This is a genomic window from Photorhabdus sp. CRCIA-P01 (genome assembly GCF_003545805.1).
In the GTDB taxonomy this organism is placed as follows: domain Bacteria; phylum Pseudomonadota; class Gammaproteobacteria; order Enterobacterales; family Enterobacteriaceae; genus Photorhabdus; species Photorhabdus antumapuensis.
In genome coordinates this window covers 1-20,339 of sequence record NZ_NMQR01000047.1, presented here as the reverse complement: position 1 = coordinate 20,339, position 20,339 = coordinate 1, and the positions used below count along the sequence as shown (strand labels likewise).

Here is a 20,339-nt window from a genome sequence, read left to right as displayed (position 1 = left end):
CCCCGCTAGCATTTGTCACTGATAATGCGCCGCGTTCATGTCCAACTAACTGGCTTAACGTTTATGCTACATCTTTTTACTGGCTTGGATTTTCACACCAGCCTAATGTTAGTACTGGCCCTACTGTTTGTGCTATTTTATGAAGCTATTAATGGCTTTCATGATACCGCGAATGCGGTAGCAACAGTTATTTATACCCGTGCTATGCGAGCACAGTTCGCCGTCGTTATGGCTGGGGTATTTAACTTCTTTGGTGTTCTTCTTGGTGGATTGAGTGTCGCTTACGCGATTGTACATTTACTTCCAACCGATCTTCTTCTCAATGTCAGTTCTGCTCATGGCCTTGCCATGGTGTTTTCCATGTTGCTGGCTGCGATTGTCTGGAACCTTGGGACTTGGTATTTCGGTTTACCTGCATCCAGTTCTCATACTTTGATTGGTTCTATCATTGGTATCGGTTTGACCAATGCGATCGTAACGGGTTCTTCTGTGGTTGATGCGTTGAATGTGCCGAAGATGATACAGATTTTCCTGTCGTTGATCCTCTCTCCTTTAATCGGATTGATCATTGCGGGGGCAATCGTGTTTCTACTGCGCCGTTACTGGAGTAGCACCAAGAAACGTAAACGTATTCATCTGACTCCCGCTGAACGTGAAAAGAAAGATGGTAAGCGTAAACCTCCTTTCTGGACACGCACCGCGCTAATTTTATCCGCGGTAGGCGTCAGCTTCTCTCATGGGGCGAATGATGGTCAGAAAGGTATTGGTTTGATTATGTTGGTGCTAATTGGTGTAGCTCCAGCGGGATTTGTCGTAAACATGAATGCTAATGGCTATGACATTGCCCGTACCTACGATGCTATTACTCACTTGCAGCAATATTATCAGCAGCATAGCTCAGCGTTATCCCATGCAATTGAACTGACGCCATCGGTCGCTATTGCGGAAGATGAACCAGGACGATTCCATTGTGATAGTACTCGTGCTGTCGTTGTTCTCGACCAGACAGAAAGCCTGTTGAAGGGCATTCAGAGCTACAATGAGCTCAATGCTGAACAGCGTAACAATATGCGTCGCATGTTGATGTGTATTGCTGATACGGCTGAGTCGCTGGCTAAACTGCCTGAAACCAGTACCGAAGACGCTCGTTTCCTGAATAAATTGCGGAAAGACTTATTACACACCGTTGAGTATGCGCCTGTCTGGATTATCATTGCGGTAGCACTAGCTCTGTCTTTGGGAACGATGGTTGGCTGGAAACGTGTTGCAGTCACTATTGGTGAGAAGATTGGCAAAAAAGGTATGACCTACGCACAGGGTGTTTCAGCCCAGATGACTGCGGCTGTTTCAATTGGTGTTGCGAGTTATACCGGTATGCCGGTCTCTACTACTCAGGTACTTTCTTCTGCGGTGGCTGGAACGATGTTAGTAGATGGCGGTGGTGTTCAGGGGAAAACCATCCAGAATATCATGTTGGCTTGGATACTGACGTTGCCGGTTTCAATCGGGTTGTCTGGTACACTTTACTGGTTCGCTTTGAAACTGATTTAATTGTTTTGATGAATAATTTGAAGGCGGTATGGGTTAACTATTACCGCCTTTTTATTTAATACCAAATCAACATAGAAATCAGGCAAATAACAACTAATCCACTCAGTGCACTGGTCAAAATAAATTGTCTTCTCAACCTTTCACAACGAAGAACAACTTCTGGATCATGATGATCAAGGTAACGTTGTGAATTGATATAGTTCACTAGCCGTATTTGCTTATTAAGTTGCCCATGAGTAGTGAAAAAGCCGTTACCGTCTACTGATTGATAAAGCAAGGGGTCAGACTGACGAAGAATGGACAGCAATGCTCGTAGTGAAGAGAAGTAGCGCATCATATTGATAATGCAGACAAGACACAGTGCCCAAAACAGTGCGATTGTACTGAACATAATCCCCTCCTTAGAATGGTTAGCTAGAGCTGTCACAAAAAAGAAAAAATCAAAATTGCAGGTGGTGACACTGTTATATTTATTGTAGGAAAGATAGCTAGATAGTACAAAAAACCTGTTCTGTGTAAGTTGGGACAAAACTAGCAGAAAAACGTCATAAACACCCGTCTAGTCAGTTCTATCCAACCATGCAACCTTAGAGAGATTGGTTAGCTGTTCACGTAAATATATTGGGTATCAATAAAGACCATAAATTCAGCGCAGGATTTTGCTATCCATCAAGTAGCAGGAAGAGCAATTGTGGTATATGTTGTTTGGTGGATGTTCTTTGCTCAGCCGCTAAGTACGACGAGCTGTGATCGAAACAATATTTGAAGCACATTCTAGATAGTAATAAACACAGGATAGTGGCAATTTGCCCTGCCAACTCACTAACTCGGCATTATGGAAGGAGTTCGCTTATGACCTACAAACATATTCTTGTTGCGGTTGATTTATCCCCAGAAAGTCAGGTTTTGGTGAAAAAAGCTGTTTCTATGGCAAAACCGTACAATGCCAAAGTTTCCCTGATCCATGTTGATGTTAACTATTCCGATCTCTACACCGGTTTGATTGATGTTAATCTCGGTGATATGCAGCAACGTATTACTGACGAGACCCGCAGTGCGCTGAAAGCTCTCTCCGCGGATTCAAACTATGACATTCAGGAGACCCTGAGTGGTAGTGGTGATCTGGGGCAAGTACTCGTTGATGCAATTAAGAAATATGACATAGATATGGTTGTTTGTGGCCATCATCAGGATTTCTGGAGCAAATTGATGTCTTCTGCTCGTCAGTTAATTAACACGGTGCATGTTGATATGCTGATTGTTCCTCTGCGTGATGATGAATGACAACAGATTGAAAAGTTATTCGATAAAATCGCCTGCTTATGCAGGCGTTTTTTTGGGTGAAATGGAGTGCTGTTTGGTTTATGCCCGGTGCAATCAAGTAATTTTTTTTACCTTTCTGCAAAAAAACTTCTTGAAAGATGAATATAGAACAGTGATATATTCAAAGGGCAAACACAACTTACCTCACATTTTCGACAAAAATAATTATTAGAAAATGATTGGGGCTCCATGACAACCGAAGTAGCAATAAGGAATAACTAAATGAGCTGTTTACTATCTTTGTCTTCATTTCTTGGATCGATTCAACGCAGGGATGAATATCAACCAGAATATCTCCAGGCTGTTAGGGAAGTATTCACCTCTCTTTGGCCGTTTCTTGAACAGAACCAGAAATACCGCGAACACAGCTTACTGGAGCGTATGGTAGAGCCAGAAAGGGTTATCCAGTTCCGGGTTTGTTGGGTGGATGATCAAGGTAAAGTTCAGGTAAACCGTGCATGGCGAGTGCAGTTCAACTCAGCCATTGGGCCATATAAAGGTGGTATGCGTTTTCATCCATCAGTGAACCTCTCTATTCTGAAATTCCTGGGTTTTGAGCAAACCTTGAAAAATGCACTGACAACCTTACCAATGGGTGGTGGTAAAGGCGGTTCGGATTTTGATCCTAAAGGAAAAAGCCAGGGCGAAGTGATGCGTTTTTGTCAGGCATTAATGACAGAATTGTACCGCCATTTGGGGCCAGATACCGATGTTCCCGCCGGTGATATTGGTGTGGGGGGCCGAGAAGTGGCTTTTATGTCAGGAATGATGAAAAAGCTTTCTAATAACACGGCTTGTGTATTTACAGGCAAAGGTCTCTCTTTTGGCGGTAGCTTGATTCGCCCGGAAGCAACCGGTTATGGTCTGGTCTATTTCGTCAATGCCATGTTAAAACGTCATGGCATGGGCTTTGAAGGTATGCGTGTATCGGTTTCCGGTGCAGGTAATGTCGCGCAATATACGATTGAAAAATGCATGGCATTGGGAGCGAAAGTGGTAACCGCTTCTGATTCCGGCGGTACCTTAGTTGATGAGGAGGGTTTCACACCGGAGAAGCTGGCTCATCTTGAAGAGATAAAAAACCAACGCTATGGTCGTGTGGAAGAATATGCCAGAGATAGGGGTCTGACTTTCTTGAAAGGGTTACAACCGTGGTCTGTGCCGGTTGATATCGCTTTGCCATGTGCCACCCAGAATGAGCTGGATTTGGATGCGGCTAAGGTTCTTATCAAGAATGGCGTTAAAGCTGTTGCTGAAGGGGCGAATATGCCAGCAACTATTTCAGCGACTGAAGCCTTTATTGAAGCAGGTGTGCTATTTGCACCGGGTAAAGCCGCTAATGCTGGTGGTGTGGCAACATCTGGTCTGGAAATGGCACAAAATGCGGCCCGTTTAGGCTGGAAGGCTGAAAAAGTGGATGCACGTTTGCATCACATCATGCTAGATATTCACCACGCCTGTGTTGAGTATGGTGGTGAGGGCAAACAGACCAATTATGTTCAGGGTGCGAATATTGCTGGATTTGTGAAAGTTGCCGACGCGATGCTTGCTCAAGGTATTCTGTAGGTTAAAAGATATCAGCCGCAATATACGGCTGATTTTTTTAACAAGGATAAATGTCAAAACGGTGGTTTTTCGTGGTGATAGCTGCTGATGCAGCGACACCAGCTAAGGGTTCTGCATAATCAGGCCGCTTTACCACGACGCGGCGTTTTGCCAAAGCGCGTGCAGGGGATAGCAAACTATCAGCATCTTCATCAGCGCCAACCAGAGATTGGAACACCCGCATCTCTTTTTTCACCAGTGCACTTTTCTGCCTATGTGGATACATAGGATCAAGATAAACAACATCGGGCCGTGGCGTAATATCGGCCAGTGTTGTAATGCTAGAGGCATGGAGCAGTGTCATGCGCTCTTGCAACCAGCCACCCATTTCTTCATCCTGATAACCTCGTTGCAGCCCATCATCCAACAATGCCGCGACCACAGGATGGCGTTCCAGCATTCTTACATGGCAACCCAGTGATGCCAGCACAAAGGCATCGCGTCCCAAGCCTGCGGTAGCATCCACGACTGTTGGCAGATAATCTTTTTTGATCCCTATGGCCTTAGCGACTGCTTCACCGCGTCCGCCGCCAAAGCGGCGGCGATGGGCCATCGTACCTGATATAAAATCGACATAGATGCCGCCTAGCTTTGGCTCATCCCGTTTGCGAAGTTCAAGGCGTTGAGGGGTAAGGACCAACGCCATAATAGCGTTTTCGTCATGCACCAACCCCCAGCGCTCTACCCGTTGAGATAAGGCGCTGTTATCAGCGCCTTGTTCACAAATTAAACAGATGCCCACCTTAATTATCCTTTGATACCGGCCTTGCGCAGCATTGCATCCAGTTTTGGTTCACGGCCCCGGAAACGTTTGAACAGCTCCATTGGCTCTTCGGAACCCCCACGGGACAAAATATTATCAAGGAAAGATTGCCCGGTTTCGCGGTTAAAAATGCCTTCTTCCTCGAAACGGGAGTAAGCATCGGCTGCCAGCACATCAGCCCATAAATAACTATAGTAACCCGCGGCATAACCACCGGAGAAGACGTGGGTGAATGAATGAGGGAAACGGCCCCATTCAGGTGAAGGCACTACCGAGACCAATTTTTTCACTTCTTTTAAGGTCTTCATGGTCTGAGCACCTTTCTTTGGATCATACTCAACATGCAGACGGAAATCGAACTGACCAAACTCAAGTTGACGCAAGATCCGCATAGCCGCCTGATAGTTTTTCGCTGCCAAAAGATTATCCAACATGGATTGTGGTAGAGGCTCTTGAGTTTCGTAGTGACCAGAGATAAATGCCAGTGCTTCTGGTTCCCAACACCAGTTCTCCATGAACTGGCTTGGCATTTCGACTGCATCCCAAGGTACACCGCCAATACCGGAAACACCGGGAGTTTCGATCTGGGTCAGCATATGATGTAGACAGTGACCGAACTCGTGGAACAGCGTGTTAACTTCATTGTGGGTGAACAGCGCTGGCTTATCGCCAACAGGTTTGTTGAAGTTGCAGTTCAGATAAGCGACAGGCTTTTGCAGTTCGCCGTTGGAACGACGCATTCTGCCGATACACTCATCCATCCAGGCGCCACCACGTTTATTCTCGCGTGCGTACAGATCCATATAGAAGCTACCGCGCAGCTCATTTGTGTCATCGTACAGATCAAAGAAACGGACATCTGGATACCAGGTTTCTACATCATGGCGCTCTTTGGCAGTAATACCATAGATACGGCGAACAACTTCGAATAGCCCTTCAACAGCCTTTTGTTCAGGGAAATAAGGACGTAACTGCTCATCATTGATAGAGAACTCATACTGTTTTTGTTTCTCGCCATAATAAGTCATATCCCAAGCTTCCAGCTTGTGGGCACAATGATGCCATTTAGCAAAACCTTTTAATTCATCTACTTCTTCTTCGCCCTGTGGATGCGCCCGTTTTGTCAAATCATTCAGAAAATCCAATACTTCCTTCGGGGTTTTTGCCATCTTGGTTGCAAGGGATTGTTCAGAATAATTTTTGAAACCGAGCAATTGTGCCTGTTCGTGACGCAGCGCAAGGATTTCGGCTATCACGTCGCTGTTATCCCATTTACCTGCATTTGGGCCTTGATCGGATGCGCGGGTATTGTAGGCGTAATAAATTTCCCGACGTAGTTCACGATTATCTGCATAGGTGATAACGGGTTGGTAACTTGGTGCTTCTAAAGTCAGTAGCCAGCCTTTTTGTCCTTTAGCTTCTGCTTGTGCTTTAGCGGCGGCAATTGCGCTTTCAGGCAGACCAGACAGATCTTTCACATCAGTAATTAATTTGGTCCAGCCCATAGTGGCATCAAGCACATTATTGTTGAATTGCGAACTTAAATCTGACAAACGCGCACTAATCTCGCCATAACGTTTCTGCTTCTCTGCGGGCAGACCAATACCTGATAGTTTAAAATCACGCAGTGCATTTTCGACAACTTTGCGTTGAGGCAGAGAGAGCTTCTCAAACTCAGCACTTTCACGTAATGACTTATACGCTTGATATAGTCCCTTGTGTTGACCTAACCAGGTACTGAATTCGGACAGTAATGGCAAACTTTCTTCATAGACGGCGCGTAATTCTGGGCTGTTCTTAACCGAATTCAGATGATTGACGGGTGACCATGCACGGGACTGTTTATCACCTGCTTCGGCCAGTGGTTGACACAGATTATCCCAGGTAAAAACGGTATTCTCGGCCAATATTTTTTCGACGGTTTGGCGATAATTGGCAATGACTTCTTTTACAGCGGGAACAACATGTTCTGGTTTAATAGAAGAAAATTTTGGTAAACCTGATGGAACGAGTAACGGATTAGTCATATAAAGCGTCCTGTTTATGTTTTGGATACATTGCTGAGCGGAGCAATGCTGTATCGTAATGGGTATCGGCTAATAAGATGTAGGTAAAATTCGACAAACTCAACGTGAATGTTGAGCTTATGAACAATAAAATTTAATGCTTTTTAGGAAATTGAGAATGATTTCAGCAAACGGATTCAGAAGCCAGATAATATGCGCTATGATTAGTTTCTTTTCATAATTCTTTGGTATGTATATGGAAGATCATCGTCCCCGGTGGGGCGGCTGGACTTCAAATCCAGATGAGGCCGCCAGCGGTCTCTGGCAGGTTCGACTCCTGTGATCTTCCGCCATTTGAGCCCTTTTGAATTCCACCAAACTTAATAAATCCCTTGTACTACCTGCAATTGCAATCGGTTATGCTCTCCCGAGGTCAACTCATGTCTATCAGAATCAAGTGCATTCTGGGGCATAAATGAAACGGCCACACATTGTCCCTATGTCAGCTCAAGTAGTGGTGCTGTTTGAATCACTGAAGTTCATAACTGGGATGTATCCGTTGGTTTTTGTGGATCGAAATGACCGTACAAAGTTGATATCAAAAGAGAGAGTTAATCAGGTTATCGAGTTGTTTGGATATGAAGGAAGGCTGATGGGCCATGGTTTCAGGCACACGATGAGTACGATTCTGAATGGACAAGGGTTTAACTCAGCATGGATTGAGACACCGCTTGTCCATGTCGATAAGAACCTTGTCTGTGGAACATACAACCATGCGTAATATCTGGAAGGGAGATGAGAGATGATGCAGTGGTATGGAGATTTAATAGTTGCTCTGGATGGAACAACAAGCAGGGAAGGGGCTATATATGCCTAAACGCATTCCTCTTGGAAGGTTAAATTTTTTGGTTGAACATGCAATCATCACGAGCATAAATTTTCCTACTATCAATGATGGCCTTTGCGAGCACATTTAACTTAATACTAAATTGAGGATGTGATCGCCCACTCTGGCCCCGTATAGGCATCTTCGCTTACACTGTGAACTTGTACGATTAGGCTCATCACCCAATCACTTGTGCAATCTCAGTAGGGGCCAACTTCGAGGTCATGTTGTGAATACGACGCTTCAATGCTAAGACGGGGCGCTGGTTGACTGAATCAAGAAAGAGGGATACACCATTGAACGCAAAGGGAATACTTTACAGCATCCGAAGATCTATTTCACTGAACTGGAGCCACTGTAAATGCCTATAACAGTTTTTACTCTAGAGTACGACGTCAGTTCAGAATCTATTGTTGCACAAGGAATTTCCTATAGTGATGCTCAATTAGACCTAATCTTATCAGGCCCAGTGAAAGACATCTTACAGGATTGTTCAGGTCGTGATGAAATAGCTGAGCTACTCACAGGACTTGTAACTACTGAATTTGAGCAAAATGAATTAACCCAAGTGCTTGTAGATGAAATCGAATTTGAAGATTGGATGATTGGTGAAGCGTTAGCCGAAGCTTTCGTCTCAGAATGTGGTCAATGTGAGTATCCGTGGCCGACATCTCGAGACCTGAAAAATTCGAATGCCAGTCCTGCTGGTTGCGATCTTACTGGTTTTCAACGGGTCGATGACCAAGAGTTACCCTACCGATTTAGTTTTGGTGAAGTGAAAACTTCCTATGATGCAAAATCCCCTCCAAGTGTAATGACTAGCTTGGGCAATCAATTGTTTGGCCTGCGTGATAATAAATCTGTGAAGGGTGATTTGGTGAGATATCTTGCACGTCATGCTGTAGGGCGATCATGGCAGTTTAAATACCGGAGCGCGGCAACAAGATATTTGAGATCGGGAGGTGCGGATATTGCTGTGTTTGGTGTATTGGTCCGAGACACTTCACCACAGCAAGCTGATATACGTGGAAAAGCAATAGCCCTTGCAGATAACTGCCCCGAAGAAACAGATATCAAAATTTACGCAATACATATTCCAGTAGGTGAAATAATCAACTTGCCAGCTCGAGTTCGAGCTGCAATGGATGGTGAGGGGGCTGTATGACCTTATCATTTGAACAGCTTAAGGCGGTTGACCAACACTGGGCTGTACAAGCTATTGATGCCAAAATACGTGAAATGGCTTTTAATTCAGCGAGATATGGCTTGGTGAAAAATGCGCTAGGTAATTTATTTACCGAAACACATTTTCATCCTGATTATGACGCTATTGAACAGGCCGCGTCTGCATACGAACTTGCTGCCATTGAGAGTCTAAGGGCCTTATTGCATCCTTCTTCCGAATCATCGGAAAAAGATACCGCAGTTGCTGGTGCGCATAGAGCTTTTGGTCTCATGCGAATACTACCCATCCCTGAAAAAATAGATCAACGGGTCTTCCATGTACTTCATATCGCAGGATTAGCCTATGCAGGCGATCGTTGGACAGATTTAAGACGTTGGTTTGAAGAAAATGAGCAAAATCTTCAAATTCCTTCTGTTACTGATGTCGCCTGGAACAAGCGAGTTGTTTATCGTTTATTCGATGCATGGGTGCGATTACTACGTAAACGTTCTTGGGATGACTTGGATCAAATTGCTGAAATTATTGTAGGTTTGAGGCATGACCAAAGTAGTCATGAGAAAAATTTCTTAGATCAAACCCAAGGCATAACTAGGCAGAGTGAAGCTATTCGGTTGGTTTCTTTGTACCACTGGGCAAAAGCAACCGAACGCCTTGCAACATATATGTTGCAAGGCGAGCCACTAGCTATAGAACCAGAACTTGATCAGCATTTTGAAGCCGCATTAAAAGCAGCACAGATTTCTTGCGATACTAAGCTAGAAATGCTGCTTCGCTGGTTACATGTTTCCAGCCGTAAAATGGTTGAAGGTTCTATTTGGTGGGTTGCGCATAGTGTCAATTCCAGAGTAACACGGTTTGTTGAGCATGTGACGCGCTATAAAAGCATGTTTGAACTTCTTCCACCACAAAGAACTGCTTTACAAGAGCAGAACTTGCTCGACCCTGCCAGTCGGGCTGTAGTTATTGATATGCCCACATCTGGCGGGAAGACTCAGTTAGCTCAGTTCAGAATGCTTCAAGCGCTAAATCAATTTGCTGAAGATGGCGGGTGGATTGCGTATGTAGCCCCAACAAGAGCTTTGGTTTCTCAGATCACAAGAAGGTTGAGATCCGACTTCAGCCCCCTTTGTATCAAAGTTGAGCAACTAAGTGGCGCAGTTGAAGTTGATTCTTTCGAAGATGCACTCTTAGGCGGACATGATTCTTACCAAGTATTGGTCGCCACTCCTGAAAAACTACAGCTGGTTATCCGTAATAAAAAAGTTCAACGCCCATTAGCATTGTTAGTATTGGATGAGGCGCATAACATCGAAGATAACGAGCGTGGCCTGCGTATAGAGTTACTACTTGCAACGATTAAGCAGGAGGCTTCACGAGCTAACTTCTTGTTATTGATGCCGTTCGTTCCAAACGCTAATGAACTGGCTCAGTGGTTAGGATCAGGGAGAGGCAAGAGCATTAGTCTTAGCACATCTGCTTGGCAACCTAATGAAAGAATCGTCGGGCTTTTTGATGTTGAGAGAGTAGAAAATGGTAGACAAGGTGATTGGAAATTAACGTTTGAAACGCTAACAACAACTCAACGAACATTGCACTTGCATGGAATACATGACGTGGATGGTGTGAGGCCAATCCGTACCTTAAATTACAGCACCGCGAAGTCTCTATCCAAGCAAGCTGCTGCAATGGCAAAGGTGTTTTCCAAGCGCGGTACGAGTATTGCTGTTGCACAAAAAATACCTGACGTGTGGACTATTGCTCGATTAGTTGCAAATGAAATGGACCCGTTGGATAGAATTCCAGACGAAATCGCGCTGGTACAACGCTTTTTATCCACCGAGGTAAGTCCTGACTTTGAACTTATCGGGATGTTAGAAAAAGGAGTTGTTGTTCATCATGCTGGCCTACCCGCAGAGGCTTTAGCGCTTATCGAATGGTTAACTGAAGAGGGGCACATAAAAGTTATGTGTGCTACGATGACTATTGCACAAGGCTTAAACTTCCCTGTGTCTTCGGTTTTCCTCGCAAGCCCTAAATATCCTTATGGAATAAAAATGTCCCCCCGTGAGTTTTGGAACCTTGCGGGTCGTGCAGGTCGTATTGGTCATGACAGTGTAGGAGTTGTTGGTATTGCTGCTGGCAATGACCCAAATGAAATAAGGCAATTTGTCAGCGATGCTACAGGTGAATTACTCTCACGCCTCGTAAGTATGCTTGAAGAGTTAGATTCTGTTGGTGAACTACAAGGCCTCTCTGCGGTGATTCACCAAGAACAGTGGGCTGATTTTCGTAGTTATATTGCGCACATGTGGAATGAAAAGCGTAATCTTGATGAGGTTATTGCTGAGGCTGAACAATTTCTCAGGAATACCTATGGTTTCAGTGTGTTGAGAGCAAAACCGGACCCACAATCTCAACAACAAGCAGATGCCTTGCTGGAAGCTACGCGAGGATATGTTAGGCAAATAGCTGCGCATCCTGAAAATGCGGCTTTGGCAGACTCCACGGGGTTTTCACCCGAAGGAGTGCGTACAGCTTTGCTAGAACTAACGAAACTCGAAAATAGATTAACAATAGAAGATTGGCACCCTAATAGCTTATTTGGAAATGAAGGTGGTCGCTCTGCTCTGCCTGATTTGATGGGAGTTATGATGCGTGTACCTCAGCTTCAGAAAAGTTTGAGTGAACTCGGTGGAAATGGTTTAGGATATCAAAGACTTGCTGATATTACCCAAGCATGGGTTGATGGTGCCTCGCTTGAAGAAATTGCCAATCGATTCTTTGATGAGCGGGATTTCACTAGCAATTTATCTAATGCATGCCGGGCGGTATATAGAGACCTTGCAAATAATGGTGCTTGGGGTTTGTCAGCATTGAGCAAAATGCCAACGGCAGGCATTGATTTTGATAACTTAACAGGAGATGACCTTAGAACTTTGAATAACCTTCCAGCTATGCTTTATCACGGAGTCAGAACTGAGGAAGGTGTGCTTATGAGAATGAATTCCGTTCCTAGGAGCATTGCGGAAAACTTGGGTGCAGACTTTAAACGGTATCGTGGAGAAGTTGAGGCTTCCTTAGCCCCTTCCATTGCTAGAGACTACCTAAGTTCATTAAGTCCTGAAGCCTGGTCTAGGCTTCGCCCAGCAGATTCGGCAATGTCAGGGGATGACTATAGAAAAATTTGGAAACAGCTATCAGGAGTATAAATTGAAGTGTTCTAAGGCCTAAGCGCCGCCAATTGTAAAACTCTCGCAGATTAGCACGAGTTTGGTTCACAGTGTAATTGCCAGTTTGCGCAGACAGTAAGTAAAGAGGTCACAAGAAAAATAAGACCGCATCTCCGCAAACAGAATACGAGAAACAACTGGATAAAAATCCACCAGTCACCAGTTTCCATTACAGCGGTGATGCTAAACTTGGTACCGGATTACCTCACTGAAACCTGAATCAGGAAAGAGTTTGATGATGGCAAAAATAATTCTGGCAGGAGTTATACTGATGGTTGGCCTTATGGTTTCAACAGTATCACTGGCTGCAATCAACCCATATGACCAGCAAGCAGCAGTGACGACAGCAGAGAAAATCTACGATGCCATGCTGGATGAAGGGGTTCCCCAGGATGTGTAATGGGAAACGACCAAACAGTTAAAGGATATCAGTGACCCGGTAATTCCCGGCAACAAACTGTACGTCTTGGAGTTCTCAGTAATGGACCCGCGTAACAGGCATTCGCGAAAGCGACGCTGATGTACCGTTTGGTGAAGAACACCAGACTGTTACAGAATCGCAGTTACTGGTTCTCCGCCGCTGGCAGGATGGAGACAATGACTTTTGGACGACCTATCGGCGCATCTAGGGGAACCTGATTAAAGGCGGCCTGACGGGCCGTAATAAGCAGGGGAAACGTACACGTACCCGCGCCATCTGGGGAATTGACAGTGATGTGAAGCTGAACCGAGCCCTGTGGGTGATGGCGGAAGAGATGCTACAGATTGCTTCTATGAATATCTCAGCATCACTAAGCACTGTTCAGAGTGCCCTGCGTCTGTTGGAAAGGTTTCTAAAACAGCCGTCCAGTGAGCAGTTTACCGCCACCACTGCCGTTTCCACGATGAGAGAAGTGTCAGCGTTTAAATCTGGACGGGAGCTCGCCGGTCTGGCCCCGAAACAAATCGGGTCTGGCGATAAGGTTCACCTGCACGGGATAAGTAAACGTGGCGACACCTACCTGCGAACCTATCCATGGGACAATAGCCGCACATAACCGCAGATACGACAAAAATTACGTTAGAAAGCGCCTGTTGAAGTCATGAAGATAGAATGATCTCACCGCTCCTTTGTGTGATACCTGCCTGAAACTGATGGAAATCGATTTTGATGTCGAAACGGCCAATCGACATTGGTTTGTTTTTGATCGTTATAATTACTTGTTGTGACTATTTACATGCTTTTCTATTAGGCGTAGTATCCGGAGGACTTGATGACTTTCTATACGATAGTTATCCGGTGTGTGAGTCAGTTTAGTCATTTGCTCTTTATGAAACCGTGTTGTTTTGGAGAGTTCTTCTCCATCTAATCAAGGTCAAGCAAACTGATGAACTATCATTTTTAATCTATCCAATGTAAGGGGGCCCAACAGTACTTAATTCGCTATAGAACAATCTTTTAGTTCTTTTAGCACTAACAAAGAGGAAAGACCATGAAAAGTCTCAAGAGGTTATCGTTATTCACACTTTTACTATTTACTGCCAGCCCAATAGCGTTTGCGGTGCAGAACAATTGGCCCGGCACGAAAGTAAACCAACCCGCACCTAAAGTCAAAGGTATGTCCGCAGTTCTGGCAAAGAATCTGGCTAACTTTGACGACCTTGATTTCAAAGTTTATACAAACCAAAAATGGTGGGAGCTACATAAGAGCCATGCCATGGACATTCTTGTTCACTATCCTGATGGTCATACTACCAAGGGGATTCAACAGCACATTGAGGATCTGAAGTATATGTGGACATTTGCCCCTGACAACCGAATCACAGAGCACCCGGTGCGGTTTGGTACAAATGATGGGGAATGGACTGCGGTAACGGGATTTACTGATGGAACATTTACGAAACCTATGGTTCTGGATGGTGGTAAGGTTATCAAACCTACAGGTAAGTCGTATCACCTCCCTATGGCAACACTTGGGCACTGGAGCAAAGTCAAAGCTAAAGGATTTGAAGGAGTCGTTATGGATGAAGAGTATCTGTTCTGGGACGAGGGCGTGCTTATGAAACAGATAGGTGCCAGTAATTGATTCAACAATTCCATACGGACTTACCTAAAGGCGAGTCCGTTTTATATTTAGCGATATCAATCCCGGCAGCAATAGTCATAATAATATCCTTATTTTATTTTCAGCTTTGATCAACCTTGTAAATACGGACTTATCGCTAAACGAAGTCAAAGATACCCTTCTATCTATAAAAGCTGAGGCGGACAAAGTGGCAATAATCTTTCTGTTCTGCTTTTTTCATATTATATAGGTTTCGCTTACTCAAATACAAATACGCATAAACAGTTTTTCCGCCATGATGGTAGTGAAATAACTTACTATCTTAAACAAAGAGGTGGTAAGAATTTGTTGGTGCTGATTGAAATAGTATCGATAATAAAAGGAAAAATTATTGGAATAAAGGGAATATGTATGTCTTATTTTTTTGATACAGCAGTTAATATTGAGGGAAATAAGAAATTAAGAACGCCTCAAATTGAGGCATACATCAAAATTAGAGACTATTTTAGTCAACCAGATAATAAAGAAGCATTAGTAGTACTACCTACAGGTACAGGGAAGAGTGGTTTGATTTCTATTGCACCATATGGAGTATCAAATAAAAGAGTTCTCATTATAACCCCTGGACTTGTTACTAAAGATAGTATACGAAAAACGCAAGAAGTGTTAGAGGACAATTTTTGGGTGAATTGTGATGTTATATTTAATAGTAAAGATATTCCTGTGGTGAATGAATATCTTCAAGATATCAGTGATGAGCATTTGTTTGCCAGTCATATTATTTACTCTAATATACATCGAGTATCGAGTAAGCGTGAGACAAGCCTAATAAGTAGAGTTCCGCCGGATTTTTTTGATTTTATTATTATTGATGAAGCTCACCATGCCCCTGCACAGAGTTGGCGTGCGGTTTTAGGATATTTCCGCGAAGCTAAAATACTTCATGTTACAGGAACGCCATATCGAGGTGATAACCAAGAAATTCCTGGAGAAAAAATACATGAAACTCCTCTTTCAGAGGTTATGAAAAATAAGTATGTGAAATGGCTAAGAAAAGAAACGGTTAATGCTCATGAGCTGTATTTTTCTATAAAAGAAGATGAGGAAGTTAAATTATCAAAGGAAGAAGTGTTAGCATTTAAAGATAAAGAGTGGATAGAGAAAAGCGTTGCTCTATCGGAGGAATGCTCAAAAGATGTTATTGAATATAGCATATCAAAATTAAATGAGTTAAAAAAATTATCTAGCAAAGTACCCCATAAAATATTGGCTGTAGGTTGTAGTATTTCTCATGCAGAAGATTTATGTCATTGGTATAAAGAAGAGGGATTAAATTCTATTATTGTTCATAGTGAAATGGCTTCTGATGAATTGCGTGTTGCTTTTAGAAATATTGAAAATCATCAATGTGATGTTATAATTTCAGTTAATATGCTGATGGAAGGTTATGATCATAAGTACTTAAGTATTCTGGCTATATTCAGACCATATAGAAGTCTTAATGCGTTTGCACAAGTGGTTGGTAGGATATTACGTGCAATACCTGATGATGAAATAAAAGCCTTTGAAATTGATAATAATGGATTAGTAATATTTCACGAAGAAATTGGGTTGAACACAATGTGGAATGCATTTCAAAAGGAAATTGATAGAGCTAAAAGAAGGAGTGTCCGAGAATATACATTCAGTGATAGGGAATATATTGAGAGAGAAAATTTGTTAGCTAATGTGAATAGTGAAGGTGCTTTTGTTAGTGATAAAGATTCGTATCTCGATGATATAGATTTTAATGAATTATTTGAGAGGAAGAGAGCAGAGATAAATGAGTCAGTATCTGAAAATATAAATAAAATTATTCAATCAGGGGTGGAAATACCTCCCAATGTACTTGAAAAATTGAAAGATTCTCTTGCGGAAGAAGAAACTCGTAAAGCTGCTAAATTGATAGACCCTGAGTTGATAGAGAAGCGGCCTGCACAAGCGAGAAAAATGATACGACAAATATTGAGTACACGAATACAGGATGAGGTTGCTAATCTTTTGATTGAAAATGGTATTGATGAAAAAGGTTCTGAGCTTTACCATGTTTTTAATCGCTATATTCTTAATCTAAAGACAACGGATGTTAATGATGGTATTGTTGTTCGCTTCATTAATAGTAAATTATCCAGGATATATGGTGCGGTTAAGGATAGGGATAATAAAACATTGCTAAAATCAATAGATGCAATAGCGGGGATACTTGAGGAAGTTAAGAGGATGATACGATGATAGACTTATTAAAAGTAAACGAGATTATAGAAAGAATGGTAGCCTTTTGTTTAGTGAAAGGTGTTCAACCCGATGAGCTCATAACAGCTATTTTTGAGAGTGAATACGATAGCATTGAAACCATAAAGGAATCTAATGATATTCATATGATTATCACCTATAAAGAAAATATAGATAACGAGGTGAATATTATTAAAATGAAATATGTATATAAAGAAAATAGACAATTACAGAGAGTGGAGCAAAAGATAAATGCGGGAGCTTATAAAGTTCAATGGGATAGAGCTGAGAAGTTAGACTCTATTATTAATGAGCTTGTAGAGGTTATTGGAGCAGATAACAGAATTTTAGCAGATATTAAGGAAAAGATTCCGGCTGAGTTTCGAAGTGTTGTTTACCCTAAGCTAAAACTCGTTTGCTAAATATGCATTGATAAGGAGGAAAACCCTCCTTATTTTATAGACAAGATTATCGACATTATATTTAGGAGATTTTATAAATCTAATAAGTTATCCAAAGAAGGAGATGAGTAAGTATTACGATATTTTGATTTTTTAAAAACCTCGAAAGCCCTATCGTGGAATTTCTATACACGCAAAAAATTACTTTCAAGGTTAATCGTTTAATAGTAGCGATACACCATACCAGCTAAATAAATGAAAACTAACAACAACATCAATACCCTGCACTTGATTCTTGTCGCCAGAAATGCGCGGCTAATAGAGTTTTATGGATAAAGCCGTTTTCATTTCTTCTCTCCAAATGTATGGTTGTTTAGTGATTATAGTTAGCACTTTGGATAAAAAAACTCTGAACCTTGCTTTTAAATTTTAAAAACCCTTCTGACAGGAACAATATCGTCAATTTGTGGTCTTTATATATATCAGTTAAAGGAGGAGTTAATGAAAGCATATCATGCTATTTTACGACAGAAAATTCTGACATCTGTTCTGCTTTTTTCATATTATATAGGTTTCGCTTACTCAAATACAAATACGCATAAACAGTTTTTCCGCCATGATAGTAGTGAAATAACTTACTATCTTAAACAAAGAGGTGGTAAGAATTTGTTGGTGCTGATACAAGGTTCTGATTGTAATAGTATCGCTAATAATAAGTTTGTGAATGACACATTCAGTGATATTTATCCTGATAGTGATGTTCTGACCGTGGAAAAATATGGCATTAATGCATCACTCCCTTGGTCTGACGCTGTTGAACGTTCAGATTGTCCTAAGGCTTATATTAGATCGGATACGCCAGAACAGCGGGTCAAGGATTATATTCAGATCATTAGTGATTTGAAACATCAGGATAAATATAACAAGATCATTATTTTGGGTGGCAGTGAAGGGGCAATAGTTGCCAATTTGATTACATCACAAGTCAATTATATTGATAGAACCGTGTCACTGAATGGTGGAGGTCGGTATTTCGCTGATGATGTTATTCATAGTATGAGGAGTGAAGTGCCACCAGAGCATATCGATGAAGCAATTAAAGGATTTAGGGATTTTCAGCAGAAAATAAGTGCTGGGAATCATATGATTCATATAGAGATGAGTAATCACGGTGCTAATTGGTGGAGAGTTGCACTCGGTATTGATCAATATAAGGTGTTAAGTCAGTCTAAAAGACCTATCTTGATTATTCAAACACTAAATGATAATTCAGTCAGTCCTAGTTCAGCGATAAAAATGGAAGAACAATTAAAGAAAGATAATATTACCTTTTATCAATACCCAGGTCTAAGTCATAGATTTAGGAATAGTGAAGGTGTTTTGCAGATTACGCCTATTGTTGAGGATATAAAGAATTGGTTATCCAGGGATTATGGATAAGAGTCTGTCATTTAAATGGTATTAATTTGTCTGTTTTTCCATATTGGGGAATGATATAGTTTGGTAATAAAGGCGTGGTATAATCAGCATTGATACCACGTTTTTTTAATATTATTTCGGCATAGTGATTGTTATTAACTTCATATTTACTTTGATTAAAGTAAACCTGTTTCACTGAGGATGATTATATTTAATTTTGCAATAAAAATATATAAATAATAAAGTGATAATTAATGTCTTGTAGTCAATTTAATAACAAGATAATTGCTTGAGATTTATTCTGTATTCTTGTTGTTATAATAGAAAAATAGAATGATATTATAATGCTGCTTATAAATCACCACTTGATTAATATACCGCTTTTTATTCCTATAAAATATAGTATTAAAACGTTATGAATTATTTGTTGTTTCTGAGATGATGTTCTCGATTTTAGCTTTTGTAGAGTAGAGGGAAATAGCTGTTTATTTATTATTATCATTTATCTCTGTCATTATATTAGATTGAAAAAATTGCTGAAATATCCTGTTCATTGCAGGATGCAATATCTTTTTTATTTTTTATTGGGTAATAAAATATTGATTTTAAATTAATTAAATTTATTTTTTTATTTTATTGACAATGCATTAATGGCATCTATAGTTATATGTATTAGATAAAGCGTCAATATGGCATCAAAAATGCTGTATATATTATCTAAATGCTGGATAAATTCCTGATAAACACCTTGTTTTCTAGTGAAAATGGTTACAATTTTATATGGGCAAGATAAATGGCTTATTGTACGTATTCTTGAGTGATATAAGTTATTTATCAATTAGTTAGATTAAATTTTGGAGTTTATGTTATGATAATTAAGAAAGATGTTTTGTTAAATGAAGAGCTGATTGTAGATGATGAGCTTAGAGTGGGTAAAGTAGAGAAGGTCAATATTGATATTCTGTCACCCAGCTCAGTTATCGTTAGTCTGAATATTTTAGGCGTAGTTGATGATTTTCATCTATTACTAGTCGATGATAAAGATAAAGACAAGATTGTGTTGCTCTATCTTTCTCTTTTACGTGTTCTTCATGAAAAATTAGATGTAAAAGTGAAAATTGCAAAAAGTCATCTTACTAAAATGAAATATATAGTAGGTGTTGAAATTTAAGAGGTATTTGTTAAATTTCTAAATGAGTGTGTGAAGTAAAATATTTCTTAGAATAACCGGATTTGATTTTAGCAATATAATCAGTTATCAAATACCGTATTGTTACTAATTGAAATTAAATGTAATATTTATTTGTATAATGAAACTGGTTTTATTTAAATCCTAAATGTATTTTCTATTAAATATACTTAACTACAGGCGGAATGGTAATATTACTGTTCTGCCTGTGTCTATATTGGAGTGCATTATCATAGAATTAAAAAAGTAATGTTATTATAAATAAAGCTTTATTTATTTATCTGTGTTAATATTTATAAATTAATAATGATATAGCAAACAATCACATTAACTCTATTTTACAATGCTTAAATTTAATTTCTTTACAAATTTAAATGTCCATATATTATTACTCGCAGACAAATTTATATTCTTATTTTAGCGTTATAAAATTACGGTGAAACTATCAAGTTGTTTTGTATATT

General features: G+C 41.0%; 14 protein-coding genes, 1 tRNA gene and 3 pseudogenes. 15 read left to right on the top strand and 3 right to left on the bottom strand.

All coding sequences use genetic code 11. The features are described from left to right. Positions 1-63 precede the first annotated feature (63 nt). Positions 64-1,551, top strand: a complete 1,488-nt coding sequence (pitA, locus tag D3222_RS19860; protein ID WP_118987683.1) for an inorganic phosphate transporter PitA — start codon at positions 64-66, stop codon at positions 1,549-1,551. A 55-nt stretch (positions 1,552-1,606) separates the two neighbouring features. Here the strand turns inward: pitA and uspB are convergent, their stop codons facing one another. Continuing rightward, complete coding sequence (uspB, locus tag D3222_RS19855) at positions 1,607-1,942, bottom strand: universal stress protein UspB (protein ID WP_036812627.1); 336 nt, start codon at positions 1,940-1,942, stop codon at positions 1,607-1,609. Positions 1,943-2,403: 461 nt separating this feature from the next. Between uspB and uspA the strand changes: the two genes are divergently transcribed. Further along, positions 2,404-2,835: a universal stress protein UspA gene (gene uspA, locus D3222_RS19850; RefSeq protein WP_118987682.1), complete on the top strand. Its 432-nt coding sequence runs from the start codon at positions 2,404-2,406 to the stop codon at positions 2,833-2,835. Between the two features lie 261 nt (positions 2,836-3,096). Beyond that, the gene (gdhA, locus tag D3222_RS19840; RefSeq protein ID WP_118987680.1) at positions 3,097-4,440 is read left to right on the top strand and encodes an NADP-specific glutamate dehydrogenase; all 1,344 of its coding nucleotides are present in this window, start codon (positions 3,097-3,099) and stop codon (positions 4,438-4,440) included. A gap of 37 nt (positions 4,441-4,477) precedes the next feature. Here gdhA and rsmJ read toward each other — a convergent pair whose 3' ends face one another. Beyond that, a complete protein-coding gene (rsmJ, locus tag D3222_RS19835; protein WP_304598678.1) occupies positions 4,478-5,221 on the bottom strand; it encodes a 16S rRNA (guanine(1516)-N(2))-methyltransferase RsmJ in 744 nt (247 codons plus the stop codon). A 5-nt stretch (positions 5,222-5,226) separates the two neighbouring features. After that, positions 5,227-7,269, bottom strand: a complete 2,043-nt coding sequence (gene prlC / locus D3222_RS19830; RefSeq protein ID WP_118987678.1) for an oligopeptidase A — start codon at positions 7,267-7,269, stop codon at positions 5,227-5,229. 237 nt (positions 7,270-7,506) lie between these two features. Between prlC and D3222_RS25170 the strand changes: the two genes are divergently transcribed. The 12 genes and pseudogenes from D3222_RS25170 (at position 7,507) to D3222_RS19780 (ending at position 19,857) form a co-directional block, all read left to right on the top strand. After that, a tRNA-Sec gene (locus D3222_RS25170) sits at positions 7,507-7,601 on the top strand. Positions 7,602-7,723: 122 nt separating this feature from the next. Continuing rightward, a pseudogene (locus D3222_RS19825) lies at positions 7,724-8,026 on the top strand (tyrosine-type recombinase/integrase); the annotation flags it as partial. A gap of 469 nt (positions 8,027-8,495) precedes the next feature. Further along, complete coding sequence (locus tag D3222_RS19820; protein ID WP_118987677.1) at positions 8,496-9,299, top strand: hypothetical protein; 804 nt, start codon at positions 8,496-8,498, stop codon at positions 9,297-9,299. Further along, positions 9,296-12,529, top strand: a complete 3,234-nt coding sequence (locus D3222_RS19815; RefSeq protein WP_118987676.1) for a DEAD/DEAH box helicase — start codon at positions 9,296-9,298, stop codon at positions 12,527-12,529. The genes D3222_RS19820 and D3222_RS19815 overlap by 4 nt, the downstream gene beginning before the upstream one ends. A gap of 256 nt (positions 12,530-12,785) precedes the next feature. Continuing rightward, positions 12,786-12,950 carry a hypothetical protein gene (locus tag D3222_RS25165; protein WP_157975377.1) on the top strand — a complete coding sequence of 55 codons (165 nt, stop codon included), beginning with the start codon at positions 12,786-12,788 and terminating at the stop codon, positions 12,948-12,950. 95 nt (positions 12,951-13,045) lie between these two features. After that, a pseudogene (locus D3222_RS19810) lies at positions 13,046-13,323 on the top strand (DUF932 domain-containing protein); the annotation flags it as partial. A 69-nt stretch (positions 13,324-13,392) separates the two neighbouring features. Continuing rightward, a pseudogene (locus D3222_RS19805) lies at positions 13,393-13,560 on the top strand (transposase); the annotation flags it as partial. Positions 13,561-14,022: 462 nt separating this feature from the next. Beyond that, the gene (locus D3222_RS19800; RefSeq protein WP_118987675.1) at positions 14,023-14,616 is read left to right on the top strand and encodes a hypothetical protein; all 594 of its coding nucleotides are present in this window, start codon (positions 14,023-14,025) and stop codon (positions 14,614-14,616) included. Between the two features lie 390 nt (positions 14,617-15,006). Beyond that, positions 15,007-16,866: a DEAD/DEAH box helicase gene (locus D3222_RS19795; RefSeq protein WP_118987674.1), complete on the top strand. Its 1,860-nt coding sequence runs from the start codon at positions 15,007-15,009 to the stop codon at positions 16,864-16,866. Next, positions 16,863-17,288: a hypothetical protein gene (locus D3222_RS19790; RefSeq protein ID WP_118987673.1), complete on the top strand. Its 426-nt coding sequence runs from the start codon at positions 16,863-16,865 to the stop codon at positions 17,286-17,288. The genes D3222_RS19795 and D3222_RS19790 overlap by 4 nt, the downstream gene beginning before the upstream one ends. Before the next feature lie 480 nt (positions 17,289-17,768). Continuing rightward, positions 17,769-18,707, top strand: a complete 939-nt coding sequence (locus tag D3222_RS19785) for an alpha/beta hydrolase family protein (protein WP_118987672.1) — start codon at positions 17,769-17,771, stop codon at positions 18,705-18,707. 847 nt (positions 18,708-19,554) lie between these two features. Then, positions 19,555-19,857 carry a Cro/Cl family transcriptional regulator gene (locus tag D3222_RS19780; protein WP_118987671.1) on the top strand — a complete coding sequence of 101 codons (303 nt, stop codon included), beginning with the start codon at positions 19,555-19,557 and terminating at the stop codon, positions 19,855-19,857. Positions 19,858-20,339 lie beyond the last annotated feature (482 nt).

Bases quoted from the DNA above. Each gene is read 5' to 3' on its own strand.
- pitA (WP_118987683.1), top strand. From the start codon at position 64: ATGCTACATCTTTTTACTGGCTTGGATTTTCACACCAGCCTAATGTTA.
- uspB (WP_036812627.1), bottom strand. From the start codon at position 1,942: ATGTTCAGTACAATCGCACTGTTTTGGGCACTGTGTCTTGTCTGCATT.
- uspA (WP_118987682.1), top strand. From the start codon at position 2,404: ATGACCTACAAACATATTCTTGTTGCGGTTGATTTATCCCCAGAAAGT.
- gdhA (WP_118987680.1), top strand. From the start codon at position 3,097: ATGAGCTGTTTACTATCTTTGTCTTCATTTCTTGGATCGATTCAACGC.
- prlC (WP_118987678.1), bottom strand. From the start codon at position 7,269: ATGACTAATCCGTTACTCGTTCCATCAGGTTTACCAAAATTTTCTTCT.
- D3222_RS19820 (WP_118987677.1), top strand. From the start codon at position 8,496: ATGCCTATAACAGTTTTTACTCTAGAGTACGACGTCAGTTCAGAATCT.
- D3222_RS19815 (WP_118987676.1), top strand. From the start codon at position 9,296: ATGACCTTATCATTTGAACAGCTTAAGGCGGTTGACCAACACTGGGCT.
- D3222_RS25165 (WP_157975377.1), top strand. From the start codon at position 12,786: ATGATGGCAAAAATAATTCTGGCAGGAGTTATACTGATGGTTGGCCTT.
- D3222_RS19800 (WP_118987675.1), top strand. From the start codon at position 14,023: ATGAAAAGTCTCAAGAGGTTATCGTTATTCACACTTTTACTATTTACT.
- D3222_RS19795 (WP_118987674.1), top strand. From the start codon at position 15,007: ATGTCTTATTTTTTTGATACAGCAGTTAATATTGAGGGAAATAAGAAA.
- D3222_RS19790 (WP_118987673.1), top strand. From the start codon at position 16,863: ATGATAGACTTATTAAAAGTAAACGAGATTATAGAAAGAATGGTAGCC.
- D3222_RS19785 (WP_118987672.1), top strand. From the start codon at position 17,769: ATGAAAGCATATCATGCTATTTTACGACAGAAAATTCTGACATCTGTT.
- D3222_RS19780 (WP_118987671.1), top strand. From the start codon at position 19,555: ATGATAATTAAGAAAGATGTTTTGTTAAATGAAGAGCTGATTGTAGAT.